14 protein-coding genes and 1 tRNA gene are annotated in these 14,835 nt (G+C 60.1%); 7 read left to right on the forward strand and 8 right to left on the reverse strand.

What is annotated here, in order from left to right:
- The first annotated feature begins 9 nt into the window (after positions 1-9).
- Together ACYAR8_RS02510 and ACYAR8_RS02515 are read left to right on the forward strand one after the other, a co-directional pair.
- Positions 10-2,067, forward strand: coding sequence for a methyl-accepting chemotaxis protein (locus ACYAR8_RS02510; RefSeq protein ID WP_074883932.1), 2,058 nt, complete (start codon positions 10-12; stop codon positions 2,065-2,067).
- 158 nt (positions 2,068-2,225) lie between these two features.
- Positions 2,226-2,882: a class I SAM-dependent methyltransferase gene (locus tag ACYAR8_RS02515; RefSeq protein ID WP_463579000.1), complete on the forward strand. Its 657-nt coding sequence runs from the start codon at positions 2,226-2,228 to the stop codon at positions 2,880-2,882.
- Positions 2,883-2,969: 87 nt separating this feature from the next.
- Here the strand turns inward: ACYAR8_RS02515 and ychF are convergent, their stop codons facing one another.
- The 8 genes from ychF to ACYAR8_RS02555 all read right to left on the reverse strand — a co-directional run bounded on the left by ychF (position 2,970) and on the right by ACYAR8_RS02555 (position 9,807).
- On the reverse strand, positions 2,970-4,070 hold the full coding sequence (gene ychF, locus ACYAR8_RS02520; RefSeq protein WP_074883938.1) for a redox-regulated ATPase YchF: 1,101 nt from the start codon (positions 4,068-4,070) through the stop codon (positions 2,970-2,972).
- Positions 4,071-4,091: 21 nt separating this feature from the next.
- On the reverse strand, positions 4,092-4,676 hold the full coding sequence (pth, locus tag ACYAR8_RS02525; protein WP_108120616.1) for an aminoacyl-tRNA hydrolase: 585 nt from the start codon (positions 4,674-4,676) through the stop codon (positions 4,092-4,094).
- Between the two features lie 75 nt (positions 4,677-4,751).
- Positions 4,752-5,363 carry a 50S ribosomal protein L25/general stress protein Ctc gene (locus ACYAR8_RS02530; protein ID WP_463579001.1) on the reverse strand — a complete coding sequence of 204 codons (612 nt, stop codon included), beginning with the start codon at positions 5,361-5,363 and terminating at the stop codon, positions 4,752-4,754.
- 140 nt (positions 5,364-5,503) lie between these two features.
- The gene (locus ACYAR8_RS02535) at positions 5,504-6,445 is read right to left on the reverse strand and encodes a ribose-phosphate pyrophosphokinase (protein ID WP_037018241.1); all 942 of its coding nucleotides are present in this window, start codon (positions 6,443-6,445) and stop codon (positions 5,504-5,506) included.
- A 47-nt stretch (positions 6,446-6,492) separates the two neighbouring features.
- Positions 6,493-6,567 (reverse strand) — tRNA-Gln (locus tag ACYAR8_RS02540).
- 36 nt (positions 6,568-6,603) lie between these two features.
- On the reverse strand, positions 6,604-7,455 hold the full coding sequence (gene ispE / locus ACYAR8_RS02545; RefSeq protein WP_463579002.1) for a 4-(cytidine 5'-diphospho)-2-C-methyl-D-erythritol kinase: 852 nt from the start codon (positions 7,453-7,455) through the stop codon (positions 6,604-6,606).
- Between the two features lie 2 nt (positions 7,456-7,457).
- Positions 7,458-8,075 (reverse strand): lipoprotein insertase outer membrane protein LolB, encoded by a 618-nt coding sequence (gene lolB / locus ACYAR8_RS02550; RefSeq protein ID WP_463579003.1) that lies wholly within the window; start codon positions 8,073-8,075, stop codon positions 7,458-7,460.
- 4 nt (positions 8,076-8,079) lie between these two features.
- Entirely contained in the window at positions 8,080-9,807 is a 1,728-nt protein-coding gene (locus tag ACYAR8_RS02555; protein WP_463579004.1) for a tetratricopeptide repeat protein, read from the reverse strand.
- Between the two features lie 258 nt (positions 9,808-10,065).
- On the opposite strand from ACYAR8_RS02555, the gene hemA reads away from it, so the two are divergent.
- Genes hemA through murI form a run of 5 tightly spaced genes read left to right on the forward strand, consistent with a single transcriptional unit; the run spans position 10,066 to position 14,816 of the window.
- Positions 10,066-11,343 carry a glutamyl-tRNA reductase gene (hemA, locus tag ACYAR8_RS02560; protein ID WP_074883953.1) on the forward strand — a complete coding sequence of 426 codons (1,278 nt, stop codon included), beginning with the start codon at positions 10,066-10,068 and terminating at the stop codon, positions 11,341-11,343.
- Positions 11,340-12,422 carry a peptide chain release factor 1 gene (prfA, locus tag ACYAR8_RS02565; RefSeq protein ID WP_463579005.1) on the forward strand — a complete coding sequence of 361 codons (1,083 nt, stop codon included), beginning with the start codon at positions 11,340-11,342 and terminating at the stop codon, positions 12,420-12,422. The genes hemA and prfA overlap by 4 nt, the downstream gene beginning before the upstream one ends.
- On the forward strand, positions 12,423-13,256 hold the full coding sequence (prmC, locus tag ACYAR8_RS02570) for a peptide chain release factor N(5)-glutamine methyltransferase (protein ID WP_463579006.1): 834 nt from the start codon (positions 12,423-12,425) through the stop codon (positions 13,254-13,256).
- Complete coding sequence (locus ACYAR8_RS02575; RefSeq protein WP_463579007.1) at positions 13,250-14,023, forward strand: molybdopterin-synthase adenylyltransferase MoeB; 774 nt, start codon at positions 13,250-13,252, stop codon at positions 14,021-14,023. The genes prmC and ACYAR8_RS02575 overlap by 7 nt, the downstream gene beginning before the upstream one ends.
- A complete protein-coding gene (murI, locus tag ACYAR8_RS02580; protein ID WP_463579008.1) occupies positions 14,016-14,816 on the forward strand; it encodes a glutamate racemase in 801 nt (266 codons plus the stop codon). The genes ACYAR8_RS02575 and murI overlap by 8 nt, the downstream gene beginning before the upstream one ends.
- Positions 14,817-14,835 lie beyond the last annotated feature (19 nt).

Below are 14,835 nucleotides of genomic sequence, written 5' to 3' on the forward strand. Positions count from 1 at the left end.
TAGTCGGCTATGCAGAGTCTTTTGTCGCCAGGCATCCGCCTGCTCGGACGTCTCGGGTTCGCACGCAAGTTTCAGGTGCTCTTCTTTCTATTCATTTTGCCGCTCGCAGGCAGCCTTTGGATGATCGGGCAGGATTACCGCAGCAAGCTGGAGGTGATTTCTCAGGAACAAGCCGGCGTGCGCCAACTCATGGCGCTTGATGCGCTGGATGTGCAGCTGACGGCCCAGCGCAACCGCGCTGCGCGCTGGAAGGCCGTCGACATTCTTCGTGATCCGACGCCAGCCGCGAAGGCAGCCATGAACGCGCTGGATGCCGCCAACCCTGACCTGACCCGAACCCTCGCTTCTCTGGGCGATGAGCTCAAAGCGCAGAACGCCAGCGCGGACATCATGACGCGTTATCAAGCGGTGCAGGCTTCGGTCAAAGGCATGGATTCGGAATCTCTGCGCACCGTTGGCTGGTGGCCGGACGGCTATGACCGTTTTACCTCCGCCCTCACAGCGTTGCAGAGTCTGCGAGAGCAGATCGCCATGGACAGCGGCTTGATTCTCGATCCATGGCTTGAAACCTACTTGCTGATGCAAATCTCTACGCAGCAGGCGCCGGAACTGGTCGAGCGCGTAGGGCGGATGGCGAGTATCGGCCAATCGTCGATCGCGTCCGGGCAGTTCTCGTTGCAGAGCCGTCTTCAAATGCGCGACCTGCGCAGTCGTATCGGTGACGCGCGGGATCAACTGGTCAAAGCCGTGGGTTCGCTCCAATCCAAAGCGTATCCGGGCATGGAAGTCTGGACGCGTCAGTATGAAGACAGTCTTCAGCGCCTTGATAACGAATTGAAAGTGCTCGACGACGGTGTATTCGGCGGCAGCATCAAGTTAGACCCTGCTGCTTTCGAGCGCAGCGTCGATGGCGTCAGCGAAGGACTGGCGGCCTTGCGCAAGCAATCACTGTCGTCACTGACCAGTCGGCTCGATTATTACCATGAGCAGTCGACTCTGCAGTTCGTTCCGGTGGCCGCAATTTTCAGCATTCTTGCGCTCGCGGCGCTGTATCTATTCATGTGCCTGCAAGCGTCGATCCAGCGCAGCGCCAAGGGCATTACGACCCTGGCCGAGTCGCTGCGTGACGGCAATTTGTGCGTTGAGGTCGCCGTCCAGGGGCGTGACGAACTCGCTGCAATCAGCACCGCCCTCAACGTTGCGGTGGTGCAACTGCGCACCAGTCTGCTGGGCGTCAACCACGAAACCCAGCAACTGGGTTCTGCGGTGCTGACCCTCAATGCGCAGTCCGGCAGCACGCTCAACGAAGTTGAAGATCAACAGCAGCAAATCAGTCAGATCGCCGCTGCGGCCACCGAGCTGGCCGCGACGTCCATTGGTGTGGCCCGCAGCTGTGAAGCCGCATCCGGCAGCGCCCAGGCCACCCGACGCATCGCCGAAGACAGCAGCCGCGACAGTCAACGCACCACGGCGAGCATTCAGCAGCTGAACCAGAAGCTAACCGACACCGCCAACGCGTTGAGCAAAGTCAGTGAGCAGGGGCAGCAGATCCAGTCCGTGGTGGACACCATCCGCGGCATTGCCGAACAGACCAACCTGCTGGCGCTCAATGCTGCCATCGAAGCGGCGCGAGCGGGGGAGCAGGGCCGTGGCTTCGCCGTGGTCGCTGACGAAGTGCGCAGTTTGTCGCAGCGTACCCAGGCGTCGACCGCGCAAATCGCCGGGACCGTGGACAGCCTGCGTTCGACCGTCAGTCAGGCCGTCAGCCTGATGGAGGCGGCATGTGGCCAGGCGGTCAGTGATGCACAGTCGGTGACCGGGCTGGGCGAGCGGCTGGAAGAGATCGCCAGCGCGGTGCAGATCGTCACTGACACGCTGGCGCAGATCGCCACGGCGGTTGAGGAGCAGGCCTCGACGGCGGACGAGGTCAGCGGCAACATCCAGCAGGTTGATCAGGCTGCTGGCCGTTTGCTTGAAGGCGCGCGTGCGGTCAATCAGGCCGCAGACACACTGACTAAAGGCAGTCGGGCCTTGAGTGACAACACCGCGAGATTCCATTTAGGGTGAGCCGCGCAGGCGAGGCGTGAGGGTGATCGGCGTGCGACTGCATGCACGCCATCATGCGGCAGCGTGTGGCGCGGGTTGAAAGAAGAAAGGCAGGCGACGTATAAGATCCGTCGCTTTCTTTTGGTATTTCGATACCCATCGCCGTAGGGGATTTCTCCATGACCGACAGCAGTGCCGCAGGTGCGGCGGTTTATTCGCCCCTGACGTTAGCGTTGTACGACGCCTGGGTGTTGGGCATCTCCAATCGGTATGCCTGGCGTTGCACGACCGACGAGGTGTTGTTGCCGTTCTTCCGCGCCAATGTTCGCGCGCATCATCTGGATATCGGTGTCGGCACGGGTTATTACCTGGCCAAGGCGAAGCTGCCGGTGGCCACCCAAATCACCCTGATGGACCTCAACCCCAGCAGCCTCGCCGCTGCCAAGCGCAGAATCGGCCGGTCAGACACGCGCACCTTTCAGCACGATGTGATGACGCCGATCCCCGGCAACGAGCGTTTCGATTCGATATCGCTGTTCTACCTGCTGCATTGCCTGCCAGGTCCGCTGGCGGCCAAGGCGGCGATCTTTGCTCACCTCAAGCACAACCTGAACCCTGACGGCGTATTGTTTGGCGCAACGATTCTGGGGGACGAGGTGGGGCACAACGGCTTCGGTCGCAAGCTGATGGCGGTCTACAACAAGAAAGGCATCTTCGGAAACAGCCAGGACACCCAAGCTGGTTTCGAGGCGCATTTGCGGACTCATTTTCGCGAGGTAACGCTCAAGCGCGAAGGCGTAGTTCTGCTGTTTCGCGCAGCGCAGCCGATCGTCTGAGGCGCATGAAAAGCACAAAGCCCGCGGATCACTGAGTGATGCGCGGGCTTTGGTGTTCAACGAGGTTCGTGGGAGTCCACGAGCTCGTCAGACGTTGAAACGGAAGTGCAGAACGTCGCCGTCCTTGACGATGTAATCCTTGCCTTCCAGGCGCCATTTCCCCGCTTCCTTGGCACCGGCCTCACCCTTGTACTGGATGAAGTCGTTGTAGGCGACGCACTCGGCGCGGATGAAGCCTTTTTCGAAATCGGTGTGGATCACGCCGGCAGCCTGTGGCGCGGTGGCGCCGACACGGACGGTCCAGGCACGCACTTCTTCGACACCGGCAGTGAAGTAGGTCTGCAGGTGCAGCATTTCGTAGCCGGCGCGGATCACGCGGTTCAGACCAGGTTCTTCAAGGCCCAGGGCCTCCAGGAACATGTCCTTTTCTTCGCCGTCATCGAGTTCGGCGATTTCCGCTTCGATCTTGTTGCAGACCGGCACCAGCATTGCGCCTTCTTCTTCGGCGATAGCACGAACCACGTCCAGGTGCGGGTTATTCTCGAAACCGTCTTCCGCGACGTTGGCGATGTACATGACCGGTTTGGTGGTCAGCAGATGGAAGCCCTTGATGACGGCTTTCTCATCGGCGTTCATGCTCTTCATCAGGCTGCGCGCAGGTTTGCCCAGCGTGAAGTGTGCGATGAGTTGTTCCAGCAGGCCTTTCTGGACCACTGCGTCCTTGTCGCCGCCCTTGGCGTTGCGCGTGACTTTCTGCAGTTGCTTCTCGCAGCTGTCGAGGTCAGCGAAAATCAGCTCCAGATCGATGATCTCGATGTCGCGCTTTGGGTCGACACTGTTGGAGACGTGAATCACGTTCTCGTCTTCGAAGCAGCGCACGACGTGAGCAATGGCGTCAGTTTCGCGGATGTTGGCGAGGAACTTGTTGCCCAGGCCTTCACCTTTGGATGCACCGGCAACCAGCCCGGCGATGTCGACGAATTCCATGGTGGTCGGCAGGATGCGCTTCGGGTTGACGATGTCGGCCAGGGCCTGCAGGCGCGGGTCCGGCATTGGCACGATGCCGGTGTTCGGTTCGATGGTGCAGAAGGGAAAGTTCTCCGCCGCGATACCGGACTTGGTCAGGGCGTTGAACAGGGTGGACTTGCCGACGTTGGGCAGGCCGACGATGCCGCAGTTGAATCCCATGGTGTTTCCCCTCGAGTGATGTCAGGCCTTCTGGCTGTGCAGGACGCGCATCGCCTTGGCGAAGTCGCCAGCGAGTACATCCGGCAACACGCCGAGGGCAAAGTCGATGCTGGCGTCCAGTTTTTCCTGTTCGGCGCGTGGCGCACGACCCAGAACGAAGTTGGACACCAGGCTGGCGTCGCCCGGGTGGCCGATGCCAAGCCGCAGGCGGTGGAAGCCGTTCTGGTTGCCGAGCTGCGCAATGATGTCGCGCAACCCGTTATGCCCGCCGTGCCCGCCACCCAGTTTGAGTTTGGCGACGCCCGGAGGCAGGTCGAGTTCGTCGTGGGCCACCAGAATGGCTTGCGGAGGAATCCGGAAGAAACCCGCCAGAGCTGCAACGGACTGGCCGCTGCGGTTCATGTAGGTGGTGGGAATCAGCAGACGAACGTCTTGGCCCTGATGACTGAACTTAGCCGTCAGGCCGAAATATTTGCGGTCAGCGGTCAGATTGACACGCTGTGCGCTGGCAATGCGCTCAACGAAAAGAGCCCCTGCGTTATGCCGGGTCTGTTCGTATTCGGGGCCTGGATTTCCCAGGCCGACGATCAGTTGGATGGCGGTCACGTCAGGGGCTCTTCCTTGGGTCGAGTGTGATGATGGAAGCCATCATCACGGGTTCAACCGGCTAGCGAGTAATAATTACTCTGCTTCGCCTTCTGCGGTGCCTTCTTCTTCGTCCTGGACGATGCGAGGAGCGTGGACGTTAGCGATGTCCAGATCCTTGTCGTGGGCCAGAGCGACGAATTCAACACCTTTAGGTGCCTTGATATCGGACAGGTGAACCTTGTCGCCGATTTCCAGCGCGCCCAGGTCAACTTCGATGAACTCAGGCAGGTCTTTTGGCAGGCAGGTCACTTCCAGCTCAGTGGTGGTGTGCGAGATCTCGCCGCCTTTCTTGACCGGTGCTTCTTCGTTGATGAAGTGCACTGGAACGATAGCGGTCAGTTTCTGGCCAGCCACGACGCGGATGAAGTCGGCGTGCATGATGAACTGCTTGGCAGGGTGACGCTGCATCGCTTTAACGATGACGTTCTGCTTGGCGCCATCAATGTTCAGCTCGATGACATGGCTGTAGGCAGCCTCGTTTTCGAACATTTTGGCCAGTTCTTTGGCTTCGATGGTGATCGAAGTCGCTTCCTTGCCACCGCCGTAAACAACGGCTGGGACGGAGGCGGCGAGACGACGCAGGCGGCGGCTCGCACCTTTCCCCAGGTCAGTACGCGCTTGGGCGTTCAGAGTAAATTCGTTCATTTTGCATCTCCAAAATAGCCATGACCGAGCGGCGTTTGCGACCAGCGCCTGACACGGTATGGGCAAAAAAGCCCCGCCCCGGCATTGAGTGTCGGGGCGGGGCGCTTTTCGTCAACGGATGGTTCGGCAGGGCAGGGCCCTTATCGGAACATCGCGCTGATCGATTCTTCATTGCTGATGCGACGCATCGCCTCAGCGACGACCGGTGCGATATCCAGTTGACGGATACGGTCACAGGCCTGTGCTGCAGCGGACAACGGGATGGTGTTCGTCACCACCAATTCGTCCAGCACGGAATTTTCGATGTTCTCGATCGCACGGCCCGACAGAACAGGGTGTGTGCAATACGCGAAGACCTTGGCAGCGCCGTGTTCTTTCAGCGCCTTGGCCGCATGGCACAAGGTGCCGGCGGTATCGACCATGTCGTCGACGAGAATACAGGTACGGCCTTCGACATCACCGATGATGTGCATCACTTCGGAATGGTTGGCCTTCTCGCGGCGCTTGTCGATGATGCCCAGATCGACGCCCAGAGACTTGGCAACAGCACGTGCACGCACGACGCCGCCGATATCCGGAGAGACAATCATCAGGTTTTCGAAGCGTTGGTCTTCAATGTCATCCACCAGGACCGGGGAGCCGTAGATGTTATCTACCGGAATATCGAAGAAGCCTTGAATCTGGTCAGCGTGCAGGTCAACAGTCAGCACACGGTCGATACCGACGACGGTGAGCATGTCCGCAACCACTTTAGCGCTGATAGCCACACGGGCAGAACGCGGACGGCGATCCTGGCGGGCATAACCAAAGTAAGGGATTACAGCAGTGATACGAGTAGCCGAGGAGCGACGGAAGGCATCAGCCATCACGACGAGTTCCATCAGGTTATCGTTGGTCGGAGCGCAGGTCGGCTGGATAATGAAGACGTCTTTACCGCGAACGTTTTCATTGATCTCAGCGGTAATCTCACCGTCGGAGAACTTTCCAACAGAGATGTCACCGAGAGGGATATGCAGCTGACGTACGACACGCCGAGCCAGATCGGGGTTGGCGTTCCCCGTAAAGACCATCATCTTGGACACGCGCAGTACCTGGAGGCTTAGGGTATGCCTGGATGACTATAGGAAAATGGCAGGGGCGGCTGGATTCGAACCAACGCATGGCAGGATCAAAACCTGCTGCCTTACCGCTTGGCGACGCCCCTGTATCTGTTGCACGAGTGCCTGGCACTCGGTTCCTTTTAGAGCAGCGCTTGTAACTTCCGGTGCAACATCGAGATGTTTGCGCCTTTTGCTACAAACCCTGTAAGGGTCTCTGTAAGAAGGGCCGAGACTTTATCAGCTTCAGCTTTGCTTGGGAAGGCCCCAAACACACAACTTCCAGTTCCGGTTAATTTTGCTTCGGTAAAATTACCTAGCAAATTCAAAGCGTTACCAACTTCTGGATACCGCCTCGTTACAACCGGTAAGCAGTCGTTTCGACTGTTTCCCTTGGGAACGGGGCGCACTTTAATGGGAGGAGTGTCACGTGTCAACAGCGGATCTGAAAAAATTTCTGCTGTACTTACAGATACTTGCGGCACCAGCACCAGATACCAGGGTTCTTCGGGTGTTACAGGGGTCAGGATCTCGCCGATGCCCTCGGCAAAAGCAGCGTGCCCGCGCACGAAAACCGGCACGTCAGCCCCAAGTTTGAGGCCCAGCGCTGCCAGTCGATCTTCATCCCAGCCAAGTTGCCAGAGATGATTCAGGCCGAGCAGTGTGGTTGCCGCATCGGAGCTTCCGCCGCCAATACCGCCACCCATGGGCAGGATTTTTTTCAGCCAGATATCGACACCGAGCGGGCAACCGGATTGCTCTTTGAGGGCGCGGGCCGCTCTCACAATCAAATTACTGTCGTGGGGGACGTCGGCAATTTCTGTCTGCAGGCGCACTTCACCGTCCTCGCGAAGCGCGAAACTGAGTTCGTCACCATAATCGAGAAACTGAAACAGCGTCTGCAGTTCGTGATAACCGTCCGCACGGCGTCCAGTGATGTGCAGCATCAGATTCAGTTTGGCAGGGGCGGGCAGTGTCAGTCGTGCTTGCGACATGCTCATTGCCCCAGTTTGCGTGGTTGCCAGTCCTTGATGACCAGCGTGACGTCCAGATCCTGCCCGTGCAGCTTCATGCGTTCAGGCAGCCAGAAACCGTTTTGCTGGGTGTAGCTCAGGTACTCGATCTGCCAGCCATCCTGTTCAAGGCTGGCCAGGCGACTGTCACCGTCAAGGGTCAGGCTGCTTTTGCTGTCCGGGGCGGGCAACCCGCGCACCCACCACACAAGATGCGACACCGGCAGTTTCCAGCCCAACTGACCCTTGAGCAGGGTTTCCGGATCCGGCGCGTCGTAGCGGCCCTGATTGGCGACTTCCAGCGACACCGCGCCAGGGCGACCCGTCAAGCGAGCGGCACCGCGACCCAGCGGGCCGGACAGGCGAATGTCGTAGTAATCCTGACGTTGCAGCCAGAACAGCGTGCCGCTACCGGAGTCCTTGGGCGCGCGGATCCCAACCTTCCCGTTGATCTGCCAGCCGTCGAGGCTGCTGAGTTGTTCTTTGTTCACACGCCATTGATTGGCGTCGCCCTTGCCTTGAACGGCTTCGCGGGATGACATGCCGGCACAGCCGGCGAGCAGGGCGATCAGGCTGAATACGAGTACGTGGCGCAATTGCATAAATTCAAAGGGTCTCGGCGCCGGTCAGGCGTTTGATGGTGCTGCGCAAGACCGGGCTGTCAGGTTGTTGTTCGAGGGCCTTGGCCCACACTTTGCGGGCTTCACGCTGCTCGCCTTTGGCCCACAGGACTTCGCCTAGGTGCGCGGCGACTTCGTGATCCGGGAACCGCTCCAGCGCCTGGCGCAGCAGACGTTCGGCCTCATCCAGATTGCCCAGGCGGTAATTGACCCAGCCCAGGCTGTCGAGCACTGCCGGGTCTTCCGGATTGAGCTGGTGCGCGCGCTCGATCAAGTCCTTGGCCTCGGCGTAGCGCGTCGTGCGGTCCGAAAGCGTGTAGCCCAGGGCGTTCAGCGCCATGGCGTTGTCCGGCTCGCGTTTAAGAATGGCGCGAAGATCGCTCTCCATCTGTTTCAGATCGTTGCGTTTCTCGGCCAGCATCGAGCGGGTGTAGAGCAGATTCAGGTCGTCCGGGTACTGCTTGAGCGCCTGACTCAACACTTGCCAGGCGCGATCGCTCTGGTTGTTGTTGGCCAGGGCCTCGGCTTCCACCAGATACAGCTGAATGGCGTAGTCGGGTTGGTCCGCGCGGGCCTGAGCCAGCCGTTTCGAGGCCTCGGCGGTGTTGCCGTTGCTCATGAGAATATCGGCCTGACGCAGCTGCGCAGGCAGGAAGTCATTGCCGGGGCCCACTTGGGCGTATTCGGCCAGCGCGGTTTGTGGGTCGTTGCGTTCTTCGTAGATGCGGCCAAGGTTTACGTGGGCCGAATCGACGTGACTGCCACGGGCGACGAGGTCTTCGAGGTAACCCTGCGCTTCGTCCCATGCCTTGTTTTCCAGGCACACGAGGGCGAGCGAGTAACGCAGCTCATCATCATCCGGGTACTGCTGAACCAGGCTGGAGAACTGCACTTTGGCGTCTTCCATGCGGTTCTGTTCCACCAGCATGCGCGCATAGGTCAGGCGCAGACGCTTGTCATCCGGGTACTTCTTAATGCTTTTTTCCAGTAGCGGAATCGCTTCCTTGCCGCGGTTCATGCTTTGCAGCAAGCGAGCCCGCAGCAGAATCGGCGCCACTTCGCCTTCACCCGGCGGGTTGTCTTCCAGCAGTTTCAGGGAGGCGGCACTGTCGCCTTCCTGCTGAAGGAGCAGTGCCTTGCCGAAGATCAGCTGGCCGTTTTTCGGGTACTTCGTCAACAGGCGGTCGAAGCTGGTGATCAGCCCTTTGCGCGTAGTGGAGTCGGTTTCCGACGCCGACAGCGCGAGGAAGTCAAAATGCGTGTCGCCCTGGCCCTGAAGCACCTTCTCCATGTAGCGCATGGCGTCGTCGTAGCGACCGGCCCGCGCCAGCTGGATGGCTGCCGCGCGCTGTGCCTCGAGATTGCTCGGGTCGTTTTTGGCCCAGATCATCGATGTGTCGAGGGCAGCCTGATCGGCGCCCAGGTACTCGGCGATGCGGAAGGCGCGCTCGGAAATCCCCGGGTCCTGGGTCTGGATCGCCTGGGTCACGTAGTTATCCAGCGCGATGTCGAAGCGGTTGCGCTGGCCGGCAAGCTCGGCAGTCAGCAGGCTGACGACAGTTTCCTGAGTAAAGGAGCCGTACACCTGAGGTTTGGCCTCGGGTGCGGGCGGCGCTTCTTTCGCCGGTGCGGAGGGCTCCGTAGAAACGGAGGCCGTAGACTGGCAGCCACTCAGAGCGACAAGGGCAAGGAACAGCGCGGAGGATTTATTCATATAGAAGAGGGGCGGCTTACCTGCGGTTTGGAAGCATCATGACACAAGGCCGGGAGCAAACCCACAGCCCGCACGAAATCTGGATACGCTCAATCTACAGCCTGCGCGCGGACATTTTGTCGCAGGCCGGAGGCGGTGATACGCAACCTGTATAGGGACAATAGCGTGCTGCGGACGTTCTGAATGTATTGCGGTGGTTGTCCTCCCTCTAGTGAAGTAGGACAATTGCCGGCTTCACGTCACCATCAGCGACCTTGAATGGCCTTTCTTGCTCTGGGTATCAACCATAAGACTGCATCAGTTGATGTCCGCGAGCGCGTGGCATTTACGCCTGAGCAGCTGGTTGAGGCGCTGCAGCAGCTCTGCCGCCTGACCCAGAGCCGGGAAGCGGCCATTCTCTCCACCTGCAATCGCAGCGAACTTTATATCGAGCAAGATCAGCTGACCGCCGACGCCGTGTTGCATTGGCTGGCGGATTATCACCACCTGAATGTCGATGAGCTGCGGGCCAGCGCCTATGTACATCAAGACGACGCGGCGGTGCGTCACATGATGCGCGTGGCGTCGGGGCTGGATTCGCTGGTGCTCGGCGAGCCGCAGATCCTCGGTCAGATGAAATCAGCCTATGCCGTTGCCCGGGAGGCCGGCACGGTCGGGCCGTTGCTCGGGCGGCTGTTTCAGGCCACCTTCAGCGCTGCCAAACAGGTACGCACCGACACCGCCATTGGCGAAAACCCGGTCTCCGTCGCCTTTGCCGCCGTCAGCCTGGCCAAGCAGATTTTCAGCGACCTGCAGCGCAGTCAGGCGTTGCTGATCGGGGCAGGGGAGACCATCACTCTGGTTGCCCGTCACCTGCACGAGCTTGGGGTCAAGCGTATCGTCGTTGCCAACCGCACCCTTGAGCGGGCGAATATTCTCGCCGAGCAGTTTGGTGCTCACGCGGTGCTGTTGGCCGACATCCCGGCCGAGCTGGTCAATAGCGACATCGTCATCAGCTCCACGGCCAGCCAACTGCCGATTCTGGGCAAGGGTGCGGTAGAAAGCGCGCTGAAACTGCGCAAGCACAAGCCGATCTTTATGGTCGATATCGCCGTGCCGCGCGACATCGAGCCCGAGGTCGGCGAGCTGGACGACGTCTACCTCTATACCGTTGACGATCTGCACGAAGTCGTCGCTGAAAACCTCAAGAGTCGCCAGGGCGCGGCGCAGGCGGCCGAAGAGCTGGTCAGCGTGGGCGTCGATGACTTCATGTCGCGGCTGCGCGAACTGGCGGCGGTCGACGTGCTCAAGGCGTATCGTCAGCAGAGCGAACGCCTGCGTGACGAAGAATTGCAGAAGGCCCAGCGCATGCTCGCCAATGGCAGCAACGCTGAAGACGTGCTGATGGCGCTGGCGCGTGGCCTGACGAATAAATTGATGCACGCCCCCAGCGTGCAACTCAAAAAGCTGTCCGCCGAAGGCCGCGTCGATGCGCTGGCCATGGCCCAGGAACTCTTTGCCCTCAACGAGGGCTCCACGGATAAATCCCCGCAATGAAAGCTTCACTGCTTAATAAGCTGGACGTGCTCAGCGACCGTTTCGAGGAATTGACCGCGCTGCTCGGCGATGGCGAAGTCATCTCCGATCAGACCAAATTTCGCGCGTACTCCCGTGAGTACGCCGAAGTCGAGCCAGTGATTCAGGTGTACCGGCAACTGCAGAAAGTGCAGGCGGACCTAGAAGGCGCCCAGGCGCTGCTCAAGGACAGCGACCCTGACATGCGCGAAATGGCCGTCGAAGAAGTACGCGATGCCAAGGATCAATTGCTGGTGCTTGAGGCTGACCTGCAGAAAATGCTGCTGCCCAAGGACCCAAACGATGGCCGCAACGTGTTTCTGGAAGTTCGCGCCGGCACCGGTGGCGACGAAGCAGCCATTTTCGCCGGGGACCTGTTCCGCATGTATTCCCGCTATGCCGAGCGACGTGGCTGGCGTGTCGAGATCCTGTCCGAGAACGTAGGCGAACATGGCGGCTACAAGGAAGTCATTGCCCGGGTCGAAGGCGAAAGCGTCTACGGCAAGCTGAAATTCGAGTCGGGTGTGCATCGCGTTCAGCGCGTCCCGGAAACCGAATCCCAGGGACGCATCCACACCTCTGCGTGTACGGTAGCGGTGTTGCCGGAGCCGGACGAGCAGCAGACCATCGAGATCAATCCATCCGACTTGCGCGTTGACACCTATCGCTCATCCGGCGCCGGTGGTCAGCACGTCAACAAGACCGATTCGGCCATCCGCATTACGCACTTGCCGTCCGGCATTGTGGTGGAGTGTCAGGAAGAACGTTCGCAGCACAAGAACCGTGCGCGGGCCATGTCCTGGCTGTCGGCCAAGCTCAATGATCAGCAGACCTCTGCGGCGGCCAACGCCATCGCCAGCGAGCGTAAATTGCTGGTAGGTTCCGGGGATCGCTCGGAACGCATTCGTACATACAATTTTCCACAGGGCCGAGTCACGGATCACCGCGTGAACCTGACCCTCTATTCCCTTGATGAAGTTCTGGCCGGCGGGGTCGATGCAGTGATAGAACCGTTACTTGCCGAGTATCAGGCAGATCAACTTGCGGCACTGGGTGATTAAATGACCATCATCGCCAGCTTGTTAAGAAGCGCCGAGTTGCCGGATTCTCCGACAGCGCGTCTGGATGCAGAATTGTTGCTGGCCGCTGCCTTGGGCAAACCGCGCAGTTTCCTGCACACCTGGCCCGAGCGTATTGTCAGCACCGAAGCGGCGCACGCCTTTGACGGCTATCTCAAGCGTCGTCGAACCGGTGAACCCGTCGCGTACATCCTGGGCCTGCAAGGGTTCTGGAACATCGACCTGGAAGTCGCGCCCCATACGCTGATCCCGCGGCCTGAAACCGAGATGCTGGTGGAAACCGCGCTGGAGCTTTTGCCCGGTGCGATTCCCCACACGCTGCTCGACTTGGGTACTGGCACCGGCGCCATCGCGCTTTCGCTGGCCAAGGATCGTCCGCAATGGAGCGTCACGGCGGTAGACCGCGTTGAAGAGGCGGTCGAGCTTGCCGAACGCAATCGCCAGCGCCTGCATCTGGATAACGCGAAGGTTTTGCACAGCCACTGGTTCAGTGCGGTCGAGGGTCAGCGTTTCGACCTGATCCTGAGCAACCCGCCGTACATTGCCTCCAGCGACCCTCATCTGGTCGAAGGTGACGTGCGTTTCGAGCCGAGCAGTGCGCTGGTCTCCGGCGCCGATGGCCTGGATGATCTGCGTTTGATTGTGTCGCAAGCGCCCGCGCACCTTGAAGCTGGCGGCTGGCTGTTGCTGGAGCATGGTTACGATCAAGGCGCGGCGGTGCGCGAGCTTTTGGTTGAGCATGGATTCGAACAGATCAAGACCCGCCGCGATCTGGGCGACCATGAACGCATCACCTTCGGGCGAGTGCCGTGCTGACGGACGAGGAACTGCTGCGCTATAGCCGGCAGATCCTTCTGCAACAAGTCGACATCGACGGTCAGTTGCGCATCAAGCAGAGCCGCGTGTTGATTGTCGGCCTCGGCGGACTGGGTTCGCCGGTGGCGTTGTACCTGGCGGCGGCCGGCGTTGGTGAACTGCATCTGGCGGATTTCGACAGCGTCGATCTGACCAACCTGCAACGCCAGATCCTTCATGACACCCCGAGCGTTGGCTTGAGCAAAGTCGATTCAGCCATCACCCGGCTGACCGCTATCAATCCGCAGATAACGCTGGTTGCCCATCGCGCGGCCCTTGATGTCGACTCAATGGCGGCAGCCGTTGCCGAGGTCGATCTGGTCCTGGACTGCTCTGACAATTTCTCGACGCGCGAGGCGGTCAATGCTGCCTGCGTTGCCGCGTGCAAACCCCTGGTCAGCGGCGCCGCGATCCGCCTCGAAGCGCAACTGTCGGTGTTCGATCCGCGCCGTCCGGAGAGCCCTTGTTACCACTGCCTGTACGGGCACGGCAGCGAGACCGAACTGACCTGCAGCGAGGCCGGCGTCATCGGCCCGTTGGTGGGGTTGGTCGGCAGTTTGCAGGCCCTTGAGGCTCTCAAGCTCATTGCCGAATTTGGCGAACCTATGGTGGGGCGACTTCTGCTGATCGACGCTGTGAGCACGCGATTCCGCGAGTTGAAAGTCAAACGCGATCCTGGCTGCAGCGTGTGCGGCACCGGGCGTCGAGCTTCCGCCGAGCATGAATAGAGACAGTGACGCGCCGGTGGCGGTATTTGATTCCGGCGTCGGCGGGTTGTCGGTGCTGGCGGAAATACAACAACTGCTGCCAAGAGAATCATTGCTCTACGTCGCCGACTGCGGCCATATCCCCTACGGCGAGAAAACCCCTGAATTCATTCGTGAACGTTGCGCGACGATTGCCGAGTTCTTCCACAATCAGCGCGCCAAGGCCCTGGTGATCGCCTGCAACACGGCGACGGTGGCCGGCATCGCTGACTTGCGCCTCCGCTACCCTGACTGGCCGCTGGTGGGTATGGAGCCGGCGGTCAAACCTGCGGCCGCAGCGACGCGAACCGGTGTCGTCGGTGTACTGGCGACCACGGGCACTTTGCAAAGCGCCAAATTCGCCGCATTGCTCGACCGCTTCGCGGCAGACGTGCAAGTCATTACGCAGCCCTGCCCGGGGCTGGTCGAGTTGATCGAAACGGGTGACCTGGTCAGCCCGACGATTCGCCAATTGCTGCAGGGTTATGTCGCGCCGTTGCTTGCGGCGGGTTGCGACACCATCATTCTGGGTTGCACCCATTACCCGTTTCTCAAGCCGTTGCTGCGGGAAATGATCCCTGCGTCCATCACGCTGATCGACACCGGGGCGGCTGTAGCGCGGCAGTTGCAGCGGTTATTGAGCGAGCGCGAGCTGTTGGCGAGCGGCCATCCTCAGACCGCTCAGTTCTGGACGACCGGCGATCCAGAAGATTTCAGAAACGTCCTACGCGTGCTTTGTAACAACTCCGACAATGTGCGAAGCTTCGTTTCGTGAAAAAAACGTGAATCGCTTC

This window comes from Pseudomonas sp. HP_01, from assembly GCF_055284355.1.

Excerpts from the sequence above, each read along its gene's own strand:
- prmC (WP_463579006.1), top strand. The coding sequence starts at position 12,423 with ATGACCATCATCGCCAGCTTGTTAAGAAGCGCCGAGTTGCCGGATTCT.
- ychF (WP_074883938.1), bottom strand. The coding sequence starts at position 4,070 with ATGGGATTCAACTGCGGCATCGTCGGCCTGCCCAACGTCGGCAAGTCC.
- ACYAR8_RS02515 (WP_463579000.1), top strand. The coding sequence starts at position 2,226 with ATGACCGACAGCAGTGCCGCAGGTGCGGCGGTTTATTCGCCCCTGACG.
- ispE (WP_463579002.1), bottom strand. The coding sequence starts at position 7,455 with ATGTCGCAAGCACGACTGACACTGCCCGCCCCTGCCAAACTGAATCTG.
- ACYAR8_RS02555 (WP_463579004.1), bottom strand. The coding sequence starts at position 9,807 with ATGAATAAATCCTCCGCGCTGTTCCTTGCCCTTGTCGCTCTGAGTGGC.
- prfA (WP_463579005.1), top strand. The coding sequence starts at position 11,340 with ATGAAAGCTTCACTGCTTAATAAGCTGGACGTGCTCAGCGACCGTTTC.
- lolB (WP_463579003.1), bottom strand. The coding sequence starts at position 8,075 with ATGCAATTGCGCCACGTACTCGTATTCAGCCTGATCGCCCTGCTCGCC.
- ACYAR8_RS02510 (WP_074883932.1), top strand. The coding sequence starts at position 10 with ATGCAGAGTCTTTTGTCGCCAGGCATCCGCCTGCTCGGACGTCTCGGG.
- ACYAR8_RS02530 (WP_463579001.1), bottom strand. The coding sequence starts at position 5,363 with ATGAACGAATTTACTCTGAACGCCCAAGCGCGTACTGACCTGGGGAAA.
- murI (WP_463579008.1), top strand. The coding sequence starts at position 14,016 with ATGAATAGAGACAGTGACGCGCCGGTGGCGGTATTTGATTCCGGCGTC.
- hemA (WP_074883953.1), top strand. The coding sequence starts at position 10,066 with ATGGCCTTTCTTGCTCTGGGTATCAACCATAAGACTGCATCAGTTGAT.